13 protein-coding genes are annotated in these 12,813 nt (G+C 73.9%); 3 read left to right on the plus strand and 10 right to left on the minus strand.

Annotated elements, in window-relative coordinates; genetic code table 11:
* Positions 1 to 61 precede the first annotated feature (61 nt).
* Complete coding sequence (locus ACIQFX_RS23190) at positions 62 to 1,435, minus strand: cryptochrome/photolyase family protein (RefSeq protein WP_402466444.1); 1,374 nt, start codon at positions 1,433 to 1,435, stop codon at positions 62 to 64.
* Between the two features lie 203 nt (positions 1,436 to 1,638).
* Positions 1,639 to 3,189, minus strand: a complete 1,551-nt coding sequence (locus ACIQFX_RS23195; RefSeq protein WP_402466447.1) for an SDR family oxidoreductase — start codon at positions 3,187 to 3,189, stop codon at positions 1,639 to 1,641.
* 122 nt (positions 3,190 to 3,311) lie between these two features.
* Between ACIQFX_RS23195 and ACIQFX_RS23200 the strand changes: the two genes are divergently transcribed.
* Both ACIQFX_RS23200 and ACIQFX_RS23205 read left to right on the plus strand, forming a co-directional pair.
* The gene (locus ACIQFX_RS23200; protein ID WP_376485526.1) at positions 3,312 to 3,803 is read left to right on the plus strand and encodes a MarR family winged helix-turn-helix transcriptional regulator; all 492 of its coding nucleotides are present in this window, start codon (positions 3,312 to 3,314) and stop codon (positions 3,801 to 3,803) included.
* A 133-nt stretch (positions 3,804 to 3,936) separates the two neighbouring features.
* Positions 3,937 to 6,222, plus strand: a complete 2,286-nt coding sequence (locus ACIQFX_RS23205; protein WP_402466557.1) for an MMPL family transporter — start codon at positions 3,937 to 3,939, stop codon at positions 6,220 to 6,222.
* On the opposite strand, the gene ACIQFX_RS23210 is transcribed toward ACIQFX_RS23205, so the two are convergent.
* The 6 genes from ACIQFX_RS23210 to ACIQFX_RS23235 form a co-directional block, all read right to left on the minus strand.
* Positions 6,146 to 6,847 carry a DUF6230 family protein gene (locus tag ACIQFX_RS23210; protein ID WP_402466450.1) on the minus strand — a complete coding sequence of 234 codons (702 nt, stop codon included), beginning with the start codon at positions 6,845 to 6,847 and terminating at the stop codon, positions 6,146 to 6,148. The genes ACIQFX_RS23205 and ACIQFX_RS23210 overlap by 77 nt on opposite strands.
* On the minus strand, positions 6,844 to 7,458 hold the full coding sequence (locus ACIQFX_RS23215; protein WP_402466452.1) for a hypothetical protein: 615 nt from the start codon (positions 7,456 to 7,458) through the stop codon (positions 6,844 to 6,846). Before ACIQFX_RS23215 ends, ACIQFX_RS23210 begins: the two co-directional genes overlap by 4 nt.
* Positions 7,455 to 7,847, minus strand: coding sequence for a DUF6114 domain-containing protein (locus ACIQFX_RS23220; RefSeq protein ID WP_402466455.1), 393 nt, complete (start codon positions 7,845 to 7,847; stop codon positions 7,455 to 7,457). The genes ACIQFX_RS23215 and ACIQFX_RS23220 overlap by 4 nt, the downstream gene beginning before the upstream one ends.
* The gene (locus ACIQFX_RS23225) at positions 7,841 to 8,617 is read right to left on the minus strand and encodes a DUF6230 family protein (protein WP_402466457.1); all 777 of its coding nucleotides are present in this window, start codon (positions 8,615 to 8,617) and stop codon (positions 7,841 to 7,843) included. The genes ACIQFX_RS23220 and ACIQFX_RS23225 overlap by 7 nt, the downstream gene beginning before the upstream one ends.
* Entirely contained in the window at positions 8,614 to 9,153 is a 540-nt protein-coding gene (locus tag ACIQFX_RS23230; protein ID WP_402466460.1) for a DUF6114 domain-containing protein, read from the minus strand. The genes ACIQFX_RS23225 and ACIQFX_RS23230 overlap by 4 nt, the downstream gene beginning before the upstream one ends.
* A 100-nt stretch (positions 9,154 to 9,253) precedes the next feature.
* Positions 9,254 to 9,934: a cholesterol esterase gene (locus ACIQFX_RS23235; RefSeq protein WP_402466463.1), complete on the minus strand. Its 681-nt coding sequence runs from the start codon at positions 9,932 to 9,934 to the stop codon at positions 9,254 to 9,256.
* A 134-nt stretch (positions 9,935 to 10,068) separates the two neighbouring features.
* On the opposite strand from ACIQFX_RS23235, the gene ACIQFX_RS23240 reads away from it, so the two are divergent.
* Positions 10,069 to 10,671, plus strand: coding sequence for a TetR family transcriptional regulator (locus ACIQFX_RS23240; protein ID WP_402466465.1), 603 nt, complete (start codon positions 10,069 to 10,071; stop codon positions 10,669 to 10,671).
* 51 nt (positions 10,672 to 10,722) lie between these two features.
* Here ACIQFX_RS23240 and lepB read toward each other — a convergent pair whose 3' ends face one another.
* Together lepB and ACIQFX_RS23250 are read right to left on the minus strand one after the other, a co-directional pair.
* Entirely contained in the window at positions 10,723 to 11,331 is a 609-nt protein-coding gene (gene lepB, locus ACIQFX_RS23245) for a signal peptidase I (protein ID WP_402466467.1), read from the minus strand.
* A gap of 103 nt (positions 11,332 to 11,434) precedes the next feature.
* A complete protein-coding gene (locus ACIQFX_RS23250) occupies positions 11,435 to 12,634 on the minus strand; it encodes an AraC family transcriptional regulator (protein ID WP_402466470.1) in 1,200 nt (399 codons plus the stop codon).
* Positions 12,635 to 12,813: the final 179 nt, after the last annotated feature.

Genomic DNA, 12,813 nt, shown 5'->3' on the forward strand with positions numbered 1-12,813 from the left:
GGTCAGTCCCGGCCCCGCACGCGGCCAGAGGTCAGCCCCGACCCCGAGCACGGCCGGGAGGTCAGTCCCGGCCGCGCGCGTGCCGGAAGCGGGCGAGGCCGTCGGCGAGGTCGACGATCGGGTCGGGGTAGTCGTACGAGGCGCGGTCCAGGCCCTTCAGCCGCCAGGGTTCGTGGATCGAGGCGCCGGGCAGTTCGGTGAGCTCGGGGACCCAGAGGCGGACGTAGGCGCCGTCGGGGTCGTACCGCCGGCCCTGGAGGACGGGGTTGAGGACGCGATGGGGCCGGGTGTCGGTGCCCGTGCCGGCGACCCACTGCCAGTTGAGCTGGTTGTTGGCGACGTCGCCGTCCACGAGGAGGGACAGGAAGTGGCGGGCCCCCTCCCGCCAGTCGATGTAGAGGGTCTTGGAGAGGAAGGAGGCGGCGAGCAGCCGGCCACGGTTGTGCATCCAGCCCTCGTGGGCGAGTTGGCGGAGGGCCGCGTCCACCACGGGGTAGCCCGTCCGGCCCTCCCGCCACGCCTGCAGGTCGGCTTCCGCCCGCGTACCCCGCCGCCAGTGGTCGAGCCGCGGCCGGTAGTCCTCGACGGCCGTCTCGGGGCGCGCGGCGAGGACCTGCTGGTGGAAGTCCCGCCAGCAGAGCTGCCGTACGAAGGCCTCGGCACCCGCCCCGCCGCGGGCCCGTGCCCGGTGGACGGCCTCGGTCGCCGAGACCGCGCCGAAGTGGAAGTACGGGGAGAGACGCGAGGTCGCGTCGCCCGCGAGGTCGTCGTGGCCCGTCTCGTAGGCGTCGGCGTGCCGGGACATCCAGGCCCCGAGCCTCCGGCGTCCCTCCGACTCCCCTCCCGTGGCGAGGCCTTCGGACACGTCCGCCACCGAGGCGCGCTTGGGCAGCTCCTCGGAGCGCAGTCCGTCCGGCACCCGTACCGCCCGCGGGGCCGCGAGGGGGGACCTGAGCGGTTCGGCCGACCAGCGCCTGAAGTACGGGGTGAAGACGGCGTAGTGGTCCGAGCCCTGCGGGGTGACGTCGCCGGGCGGTACGACGGTGGTCACGGCGTCGTGGACGTACAGGCGGCACCCGACGGATTCCAGGGACCGCCGCAACCGCGCCTCCCGGCCGCGCGCGAACGCCGAGTGCCCCGCGGCCATGTGGACCTCGTCGGCCTCCGCCCGCCGCACCATGGCGCACACCTCGGTGACGGTGTCGCCGGCGCGGACGAGGAGCCGGCCGCCGCGCTCCTGCAGGCCGGCGTCGAGGTCGGCCAGGCAGTCCGCGAGGAAGGCGAGCCGGTTGGGCGCCGCGAACCCCGCCCGGTCCACGGCGGGGTCCCGCACGAACAGCGGCACGACCTCGTCCGCCGCGTCCGCGGCGGCACGCAGGGGCGCGTGGTCGTGCAGGCGCAGGTCGGACGTGAACAGGACGACGGAGACGGTCATGACGCCACTCCCGGGGATCGGTCACCGGGAGGGCGGGCCGCGGGGGCCGCGCGCAGCCGGTGGGTTGTGTGCTGACGTGCTGTGCGTGCTGGTGTGCTGCACTCCCCTTCCGCCCCCGGCCGTCACTCGGATGCGGCAGTACGCGACTCCCCGGCGGCGGAGGCCCGTCACCCACCGGACGGGCACGGGCCGGCGCCCGCGCCCTAATCCGCCCCCGCCGCCGCACCCGTGGCGAGGTCCTTCTCGGTGCCCTGCTCCGCGGCCTTCTCCGCAGCCTTCTCGGCGGTCCGCGCGATGTTCCTCGCCATGCCGCCGAAGACGACGGCGTGGAAGGGCGCGACGCTCCACCAGTACAACTGCCCCGCGAGGCCCCGGGGGTGGAAGAGGGCGCGCTGGCGGTAGCGGGTGCGGCCCGCGCCGTCGGGTTCGGCGCGCATCTCCAGCCAGGCCAGCCCGGGGAGGCGCATCTCGGCCCGCAGGCGGAGCAGGGTGCCCCGTTCGATCTCCTCGACCCGCCAGAAGTCGAGGGCGTCGCCGACCCGGAGCCGCTGGGCGTCGCGGCGGCCCCGGCGCAGCCCCACTCCTCCGGCGAGCCGGTCGAACCAGCCGCGTACGGCCCAGGCCAGTGGGAAGGAGTACCAGCCGTTCTCGCCGCCGATGCCCTCGATGACCTGCCACAGTTCCCGTGGTCCGGCCTCGACGGTCCGTTCCCGTTCGTCCGTGTAGAGGCTGCCGCCCGCCCAGTCGGGGTCGGTGGGCAGCGGGTCGCTGGGGGCGCCCGGCAGCGAGGCGGAGGACCAGCGGGTCGTGACGCCGGCCTCCCTGATCCGCTGGAGGGCGAGGGTGAGGGCCCGGTCGAAGGGCACGGGGGTGCCGGGCGGGTCGGGGACGTGGTCGGCGATGTCGTGCTCGGCGCACACGACCTCGACCCGCAGGGACTCGGCGAGCGGGCGGGCCAGCGCCGCGGGCACGGGGGTGACGAGTCCGATCCAGTGGCTGGAGAGGCGGGGGGTGAGCATCGGGACGGACACGATGATCCGCCGGGGCAGTCCGGCGACCCGCGCGTACCTGATCATCATCTCCCGGTAGGTGAGGACGTCGGGGCCGCCGATGTCGAACGCCCTGCTGACCTCCGGAGGCATCCGGGCGCTGCCCACCAGGTAGCGCAGCACGTCGCGCACGGCGATGGGTTGGACCCTGGTGCCGACCCAGCTCGGCGTCACCATCACGGGAAGCCGTTCGGTGAGGTACCGGAGCATCTCGAAGGAGGCGGAGCCCGATCCGATGACGACGGCGGCCCGCAGCACGGTCGTCGGGACGCCGGAGTCCAGGAGGATCCGTCCGACCTCGGCGCGCGAGCGCAGGTGCGGGGAGAGTTCCCGTTCGGGGACGCCGGCGGGCGTGAGGCCGCCGAGGTAGACGATGCGGCGCACCCCCGCCGCGCGGGCCTCCTCGGCGAAGGTCCGGGCCGCGAGCCGGTCGGTCTCCTCGAACCCGTGCCCGGCCCCCAGGGAGTGCACCAGGTAGTAGGCCACCTCCACGTCGCGGAACGCGGGGCGCAGGCTCGCCGCGTCGGTCACGTCACCCCGCACCACGTCGACCCGGTCGGCCCACGGGTGGTCCCGCAGGTTGGCGGGGGTGCGGGCGAGGCAGCGGACGCGGTGGCCGGCTCCGAGCAGCTCGGGCACCAGGCGACCACCGATGTAGCCGCCGGCGCCGGTCACCAGGCAGAGCCCTCTGGGATGCGTCGTCATGGAATGTGCTCCGTTCCGTCCCCGAGGTGGTCGCGGCGCCCCGCGCGGGGCGGTGCCATGGAGATTCTTCTCCGTCCGCGGCTCGGGCGGATGCACGGGAGCGACGTCTATAGGCTGGACGCGTGCCCAGCGAAGAAGACCGAGACGCTACCGCCGCCCCCGGGGGCGTGACGGGTGACCTGCAGAGCTTCGCCGTCGCGCTGCGCCGGACGCAGGGCGAGATCAACCGCCTGGTGCACGGTTTCGCCCAGGCGCAGGGGCTGCATCCCACGGACGTGCAGGCGCTGGCCGTGGTCCTGGACAGTCCCGAGCCGCTGACCCCGGGGCGGCTGCGGGAGCATCTCGGTCTGACGTCGGGTGCGGTGACGGCCTGCCTCGACCGGCTGGAGAAGGCCGGGCACATCCGCAGGTCGCGGGAGAGCGCGGACCGCCGGGTGGTGCACGTGCGGTACGAGGAGGGGGCGAAGGCCGCCGCCCGGCGCTACTTCATGCCGCTCGCGGAGGCCGCGGAGCGGACGCGGGAGCGGTTCGACGCCGACGAACTGGCCGTGGCCCTGCGCTTCCTGAACACCCTGAACGAGGAGCTCGGCGCCCTGCGCGTTCCGCGTCGCTGAACCGGCCGCATCCGAACGGGCACGTGCGCCCGAAGGAGTGATGTCCCGCGTACGACCGTCGGGGGGACCTCGTGGTACAAATTTTTCTCAATCATTGAGATAGTTAATGATCGAGACAAAGTTCGGAGTTCCCATGCCCCGCGCCGCGCGCCGGACCCGCCTCCTCCTACCCCTGGCACTCCTCGCCGTCTGGCTCGTCGTGGGCGGCGGGCTCGGCCCGTTCGCCGGCCGCCTCGGCGAGGTGTCCACCAACGACCAGGCCGCCTTCCTGCCCCGCAGCGCCGAGTCCACCCGGGTCGTCGAGGAGCAGAAGGCCTTCCGCTCCTCCGAGGCCGTACCCGCGATCGTGGTGTGGACGGCAGGGGACGGCGGGACGCTGGCACCCGGGTCGACGGAGCGGGCGACCCGCTCCCTCGCCGCCCTCGCCGGGCGTCCGGGCGTCGCCGGGCCGCCCTCCCCCGCGCTGGCGTCGGAGGACGGCCGGGCACTGCGGTCCGTCGTCCAACTCCGGCCCGGTCTCGGCGACGAGCTGCCGCTCACGCTCGACGCGATCCGCGCCGCGGCGGCCGCGGTGCCGGGGACGACGGTGGAGCTCGCGGGCCCCGCCGCCACCCAGGCCGACCTGTCCGGCGCGTTCGCCGGCATCGACGGACTCCTGCTCGGCGTCGCGCTGGTCGCGGTGCTGCTCATCCTGCTGGTCGTGTACCGCAGCGTCCTGCTGCCCCTGGTGATCATCCTGGGCGCGGTGTTCGCGCTGGGTCTGGCGTGCGCGCTCGTGTACGTCCTCGCCGACGCCGGCCTGGTCAGGGTCGACGGCCAGGTGCAGGGCATCCTGTCCATCCTGGTGATCGGCGCCGCGACCGACTACGCCCTGCTCGTGGCGGCCCGCTACCGCGAGGAGCTCACCGCCCCCGGCGCGGACCGCTTCGCCGCGATGGCCGAGGCGCTGCGCCGCTCCTTCGAACCCGTCGTCGCCAGCGCCGCCACCGTGGCCCTGGCCCTGATCGCCCTCCTCGTCAGCGACCTGGCCAACAACCGGGCGCTCGGCCCGGTCGGCGCGATCGGCATCGTCTGCGCGGTGCTGAGCACCCTCACCTTCCTGCCCGCGGCCCTCGTCCTCACGGGCCGGGCCGCGTACTGGCCGGCCCTCCCGAAGCCGCGCCCCACCGACACCGTCGACACCGACGCCGACACCGACACCGACACCGCCACCGCCACCGCGGACACCACTGGCACCATCGGCACCGCAGCCGACACCGACACCGGCACCACCGCCCCCTCCCCCGCCAAGGGCGGCCAGGCCGTCTGGGAGCGCGTCGCCGCCCTCGTCGACCGGGCGCCCCGCAAGGTGTGGGCGATCTCCCTCACGGGCCTGCTGGCCTGCGCCGCCTTCGCGCCCGCCCTGAACTCCCGGGGCGTGCCCCTGGACGAGATCTTCGTGAACGACGCGCCGTCCGTCACCGCGCAGGAGACCCTCGGCCGCCACTTCCCTGGCGGTGCGGGCAACCCGGCGGTGATCATCGCCGACGCCCCGGCGGCCGCCCGGGTGGTCGCCGCGGCGGAGGGTGTGGACGGTGTCGACTCGGCGTTCCCCGTGGACGCGGCGGGCCGCCCCGCGCCCGGTGCGCCGCTGGTGGTCGACGGCCGGGTGCGCATCGACGCCACGCTGACCGCCGCGTCGGACAGCGACGCGGCCAGGGAGACGCTCGCCCGGCTCCGTACGGCCGTCCACGCGGTCCCGGAGGCCCACGCGCTGGTGGGCGGCTCGACCGCGCAGCAGTACGACACCCAGCGCACGGCGGCACGGGACCGCGCGCTGATCGTGCCGGTGGTCCTGGCGATCATCCTGCTGATCCTGATGGCACTGCTGCGCTCCGTGGTGCTGCCGCTGCTCCTCGTCGCGACGGTGGCGCTCAACTTCGCCGCCACGCTGGGCGTCTCGGCGCTCGTCTTCGAGCACGTCCTCGGCTTCACCGGCACCGACGCGTCCGTGCCGCTGTACGGCTTCGTCTTCCTCGTCGCGCTCGGGGTCGACTACAACATCTTCCTGATGTCCCGGGTCCGGGAGGAGTCGCTGCGCCACGGGGTCCGCGAGGGCGTCCGGATCGGCCTGACCGCGACCGGGGGCGTGATCACCTCCGCCGGTGTCGTCCTCGCCGCGACGTTCGCCGCGCTCGGGGTGATCCCGCTGGCCTTCCTCGTGCAGATCGCGTTCATCGTCGCCTTCGGGGTCCTGCTCGACACCCTGGTGGTCCGCTCGCTCGTGGTCCCGGCGCTGGTGCGCGACCTCGGCCCGCGGGCGTGGTGGCCGGGCGCGCTCTCCCGCCCCCGCGCGGACGGGCTCACGGGGTCCCCGGAGTCCCCGTCGGCGGAGCCGGAGCAGGACATGCCACGACCCCCGGCCGGACGGAGAGCTTGAGCCTGGGCGTGGTGAGGAGGCCCGGGATCTGGAAGTCCTGCGCGGTGCCGACGATCGCGTCGAACTTGGCGTAGCGCGCCTGGATGCCGAAGCGGTGCTGCGGGCTGTCCAGCGGGTTGACGACGTACGCGCCGGTGGCGTCCTTGAGGGTCTTCACGTCGGCACCGTTGACGTTCAGGTCGACGATGCCGTCCATGTCGAGGACGCCGGTGGCGCTGCGCAGGTCGAGGACGGTGTTCTTCGTCCTGATCTCCCAGGACCCGGGGTTGTCGTCGCCGAGGGTCAGCAGCAGCGTGTACGTGGCTCCCCCGATCTGCTGCCGCTGGCTCAGGCAGAGTCCGTTGAGCATGCCGTCGGCGAAGCCCATGCGGAGCACCCGCTGGGTCCCGGTGGAGCCGTCGGGCCGCACGACGGCCTGGTCGACGACCGCGGCGCCGTACTGGGTGCCGTACAGGCTGCTGGTGGTGAAGTCGACCGGCCGGTCCTGGATCTGGAGTCCGACGGCCAGCGCTCCGCTTGCCATGGCGGAGCCGATGCCGCCGGCGGCGGCGAGCGCGGGCACGGCGACGGCCAGGGAGCGGCGCCAGTGGGTGCGCCCCTCGACGGGGCGGCGGTCGGGGCTCATGGGGTGGTCACCGTGATGGTCCCGGGGAGGTGGACGGGGTTGTCGGTGGAGTTCAGGGCGGCGTGGTCGTCGACGGTGCGGATGGCGTAGATGTCGCCGACGAAGTCCTCGGCCCCGGCGGTCAGGGGGATGAGGGAGCCGAAGAAGTCGAGCAGGCCCTGCACCCCGCAGATCTTGACGAGCACCCGGACGCAGACGTTGGTGATGTTGCCCCACATCGTGGTCGTCTCGGGCTTCCCCGCGCTGTCGTATCCGCCGAGGGAGCCCTCCTGGGGCACGTCGATGGAGACGGTGTGGCCGGCCGCCCGCTGGGTGACGTTCATGTGCGAACGGATCTTGAGCTTGGTGAAGGTGTACTGGGTCGTCGTCCGCGTCGTGCCGTCGGAGAGCCGGATCGTGACGTTCTTGTCCACGGTCATGGAGACGGCGACCATGCTGGAGATGGTGACGTGCAGGGGGTCCGGCGCGGGCAGGAAGGGCACGCCCAGCGGTTCGGGCGCCGCGGTCGGTCCCGAGGCGCTGCTGGGCTGGCCCGACCAGACGGCGGTGACGACCGCGAGCAGCAGGGCGGCCGGCACCGCGAGCGCCTTCCGCCGGGTCCGGGCCGTCACCCCTCCACCGCCTCGGGCGCCGGGCGCGGGCGCTTGGCGCCCCAGCCCACCGTCATCGAACCGCCGAGGACTCCGAGCGCCATGCCGAGGAGGAATCCGCCGAGGTTGGAGACGACCAGCGAGACGACCGCGAGGACCGCGCCGATCAGTCCGAAGGTGTACCGCTGGGCGGGCAGCGCGAGCGGGACGAGCCCGCAGAGGATCATCCCGCCGCCGACCAGGTAGCCGGCCACTCCCCCGAAGCCCGTGCTGACGATCAGCTGCAGGGAGCTGAGGGAGAACTTGAGGACGGTCCAGCCGCCCGCGACCAGCCACACGCCGCCCCAGAACGGGCGGGTGCGGCGGAAGGCGCGGAACCAGCGGTACGCGGCCTTCGCCCGGCTCAGCATGCCGTGGCCGATCCCGCGACGACCCTGATCTTCAGGTCGGGAAGGACGAGCGCCCCGGCCATCTCGGCGTCGTAGGCGGTGGCGTTCAGCCCGTGCAGCTTGATGGAGCTGCCGCCCTCGCCGCCGGCCGAGCCGAGTCCGAACCCGCCGGGCAGGGCGCCGGTCAGCGGCTTGCCGGCCACGGTGACCTGGTCGGCGGACTGGCCGATGACCGCGTTCTGGAGCGTGGTGGGTCCGTACGCCTGGAGTTCGGTCGCCTGGATGTAGAGGTTCGACGCGTCGATGTCGGTGGTGAAGGTCCCCGGCGGGGTGGCGGTCACCGTCTGGCCGCCCGTCAGGAGCAGCGAGTACGGCACCCCGGCGATCGTCTGGTGCACGATGCCGCACAGTCCGGCGAGCCCTGCGCTCGCGAAACCGACGCGGGCCATGGCCGTGTTGGTGGTCGACGTGCCGTCCGGTCGGCCCACGGCCGGGGTGTTGACGATGGCTCCGAAGCCGGTGCCCGCGACGCCGTTGGACGTCAGGGTGAAGGGCTGGCCGGTGACGCTGAAGTTGGCGGCGAGCGCGCCCTGCGCCAGCGCCGTGCCGAGCGCGCCGACGGCGATCACCGAGGGGACGAAGGCCAGCGCGCCGTGGCCCCAGCGGGTGCCCCGCCGGGTGCCGTCGGCCGCTTCGGCGAGCATCCGGGCGTTCCAGTCGGAGACGGCGCGGGGGCCGGCCGCGCGCACGCGGGCGAGGGACGGGCCGAGGCGGTCTGTCATGCGTGTCATACGGATCCGCTCCCAACGGACACGGGGGGTACGGGTGTTCCGGCGGCCGGCCCGCGGTTGCGGCGCAGCGGGCCGCCGCGCCTGCGGGTGGGCTTCTCGGGCAGCCAGGCGAACGCCATCGAGCCGCCGAGGACGGAGAGGATCATGCCGACGAACAGGCCGCCGAGGTTGGACAGCGGGAAGGAGGCGACTCCCGCGATCACGGCGATGACGCCGGCGGTGTGGCGCTGGCTCGGCAGCAGCAGGACGAGCAGGGCCATCGCCATGATGACGACGCCGCCGGCCATGCCGGCGATCCCTCCGACGCCGACCTGGAGGATCTTGCCGAGCGGCGCCATCGGCAGGAAGAAGATGACGAAGCCGCCGGTCCCGGTCCACAGGGCCGCCCAGAAGGGCCGGGTACGGCGCCAGCGGCGGAACGCGCGGCGCGCGCGGTGCGCCCCGCCCTGGTCTGTTTCCCGGGACGACTCGGCGAGCTCGGCGGGCTCGGCGGAGGCTGTCGGCCCTGCCTGTCGGGACGGCGGATCGGTGGTCATGGAGGCCTCACAACGGTGGGTCGAGGGGGGAGGCCGGAGCCCCGCGCGGTACGGGATGCGCGGGGCCCCGGCCCGTTCGGGCGGTGCGGTCGCGTCCGGGTCAGCAGGCCTTGTCGCCGTGGGTGATGCCGATCGCGAGGTCGGGCAGGGTGATCGCGCCGGAGATCGTGGCGCCGTTGGCGTCGGCGTTGAGGTTCTTGATGTCCGTGCGGCCACCGGTGGCGTCCAGGCCGAACTGGCCCGGGGTGCCGTCGTTGATGCCGGTGCCCTTGATCGCGGCGCTGTCGGCCGCGGCGCCGATGGTGTTCGGGGTGGCGTCGCTCGCGTTGAGCGTGGCCGTGGCGGCCTTGAGCGACTGGGCGTCCAGGACCAGCTTGTCGGCCTGGAGGCCGGCACCGGCGACGAGCTGGTCGCTGGTGAGCGGGGTCGCCGCGGCGGGCGAGGAGATGTTCAGCGACCACGTGCCGAGGCTGCCGATCACCGGGAGGTTGACGGACTGGACGGCGTGGACGCAGATGCCGTCGAGCCCGGCCTTGGCGATGCCGACCTCGGCGGCGCCCTTGGCCCCGCCGGCGTCGATGGTGTGCATGACGGCGCCGATGCCCTGGGGCGCGGCCACGGTCTTCGAGCTGAGGGTGAAGGGGACGCTCGTCAGCGAGAGGTTCGCGGCGAGCGCGCCCTGGACCATCGCCGTGGCCATCGCCGCGACGGCCGCGGTCGCGGGCACGGCCAGGAACGCCGATCTGCGCCAGCGGGTGACGCCTCTGGTCTCGTTCTGCATGGGATCTCCAACCTTCGTGCCGCACCGGTCGAATGACACTTCGCGGCTACCTGTTCGAGAATTGGACACTCTTGGAATGAGTGTCAACACTTTGGACAATCCTGAGGAGAATTGCGCTGGACTAGGCTTGGCCGATGCCACGGTTCAGGGAGACGGTTCGGACACTGCTGCGCGAGCGCCTGCTGGACGCCGCGTACGAGGCGGTCGCGGACCGCGGGTTCGACAAGCTGCGCATGGCACACCTGGCCGGCGCGGTCGGCGTCAGCCGCCAGACGCTGTACTCGGAGTTCCCGTCCAAGGAGGCGGTCGGCGAGGCCCTCTTCCAGCGCGAACTGGAACGCTGCCTCGTCGGCATCCAGGAGGGCCTGGACGCCCACCGGGACGACCTCCACGCGGCCGTCGAGGCGGCCGTCGGCTTCACGCTCACGCTGGCCGGCCGCAACCCGCTGATCAAGGCCATGCTGACCAGCGCGGGCGAGGACGGACTCCTCCCCTACCTCACCACCCGCTCCGCGGCGGCGTTCGAGACGGCGACGGCGATGGCCGACGCGTACGTCACGGAGGCCTGGCCGACCGTCGACCCCGTGGCCCGCGAACTGGCCGTGGACGCCGCGGTCCGACTGACCGCCAGCCACATCGTGCAGGCCGGCCCCTCCCCCGAGGCGTCGGCCCGCCGCGTCGCGGACACCGTGGTCCGGGTCGCCCTGAGCACCGGCCACGAGCAGATCCCCGGGTAGCGCCCGAGGACGGCGGCGCTGTCGATCGGCCCGGCACGATCGACAAGCCCCCTAGGGACCCGGCCCCGGATACGCCTCCAGGACCGGCCTGTTGCCGATGTCCCGGGCCGACGTGACCGGAAGGGCCCGCAGCCCGACCCTCCCCTCCACCCGGCCGATGTCACCCCAGCCGTACATCCGGGAGTCGTCCGACAGGTCGGGGTTGTCCCCCAGGTAGAAGAACGCGCCCTCGGGCACGGTCCGCATCCCGGGCCGCGCCGACCGCGTGCCGTCCGGCGCGCAGCAGGCGCCCGTACGGCGGGCCTGGGACGTCCACTGGGGTGCCACCACCCGGTACACGGGCCCCCGTCCGCCCTCCTGGAGGAGCACCTGGAACGGCTCCTCCGGCGTGGACACGACGGCGACCCGGTCACCCGGCAGCCCGATCACCCGCTTCACCAGCAGCGCGTCCTTCCCGGTGGCCCGCAGCAGCACCACGTCGAACCGGCGGGCCTCGCCCGCCGACCCCGGTGCCACGAGGATCCGGTCCCCCTGGTGGAGGGTGGGCGCCATGCTCGTGCCGTCGACCCGGACGCCGAGCGCGGTCACCGCCACGCCCGCGACGAGACTGAGCAGCACACCGGCCCCGAGGACGGCACCGGCCACCCGGCGCGGGTTCACCGGCGGCGCGTCGGGTCCGGGGGCCTCACGGCGCCGGACCGGTCGAATTCGGTCATGGCGGGACGGTAGGACGGGCCGCGGACGGCGGCTGTGACCGTACCGCTCACGGTTGTTGACCGCGACCGCGGCGCGACTGCCCGCGCCCGTCGAACCGTTCGCCCCGCCCTTCGACCACTTCGCCCCGCCCTACGAACCGTTCACCTCGCCCTACGACCACTTCGCCCCGCCCTACGAACCGTTCACCTCGCCCTACGACCCCGACGTCCGCCGCGTCCCCCCGGGGCCGCGCCTGGTACGCCCGGGGCGTCTCGCCCGTCCAGCGCCGGAACGCCCGGTGGAAGGCGCTGGGTTCGGAGAACCCGAGCTGGCGGGAGAGCCGCTCGATGGACACCCGGCCGCCGGCCAGTTCGGCGATGGCGTGATCGCGCCGCACCTGGTCGCGGAGCCGCTGGTACGTGGTCCCCTCGGCGGCCAGTTGGCGACGGAGGGTCTGCGGGCTGACGGACAGCCGGTCGGCGAGCTGCTCGGGCGTCGGCACCGGACCGGCGGGCAGCGCCCTCCCGATCAGGTGCCGCACGCGGCCCGTCGCCGTAGTGCCGTAGTCGGCGCAGACGAGCACGTCGACGGGGGCGCGGCGGAGGAAGACCTCGAGTGCCGCCGCGTCGCGGAGGACGGGCTCGTCGAGGTCCGCCCGGTCGAAGACGGCGGCGGTGCGCCCGGCGCCGAAGACCCGGGGCGCTCCGAACAGGAGGGCGTACTCCCCGGCGTGGCGGGGTTCGGGGTGGGCGAACTCGACCCTCCGCAGGCCGATGCGGCGGCGGATGAGCCAGCCGGCGAAGCGGTGCGCGACGAGCACGGTGGACTCGGCCCCGAAGTGCAGCGGGTCGTCGTAGGCGGAGACGTCGAACTCCATGCGGGCCTCGTCGGGTTCGCCGGCCTCCCCCGTCGCGGGCTCGACGAGTCGGAAGCGGGGTCCGGCGGGGAAGAGGGAGTAGAAGGCCTGGCAGCGCCGGAGCGCCTCGCGCAGGTCCCGGCTGCCGTGGACGGCGACGTGGGCCATCATCGCGAAGGTCCCCACCTTGCTGGGCGCGCCGCCGAAACCGATCAACTCGTCGTCGAGCGTGGCCCACAGCATCCTGACGAGCTGTCCGAACTGCTCGGCCGGCACGCGCGCGCGGGGTTCGTCGGCGAGGGTGGAGGGCAGTCCGGCGCGGGCGAGCAGCGGCGTCACGGCCACCCCGCGCCGCTCCGCGCCGAGGAGCACGGCCCGTACGTGGTGGGCGCTGACCGAGTGCGTCGGCATGTGTGTGGCCCCCGTCCCGGCGGTGTCGGGCCCCGGGTTCTCCGGAGCTGGACACTTTGATCGAAGGATGTCCAAGTTCCGACACTCTACTGGGAACTGTAAGGCGACCGAAGACGCCATCCTGTGAACGGGACACAGGTCACAGACGTACGGTCGTGGCCGACAGCAGTGCACCGAGG

The sequence above is a fragment of the Streptomyces sp. NPDC093089 genome, from assembly GCF_044754405.1.
GTDB lineage: Bacteria > Actinomycetota > Actinomycetes > Streptomycetales > Streptomycetaceae > Streptomyces.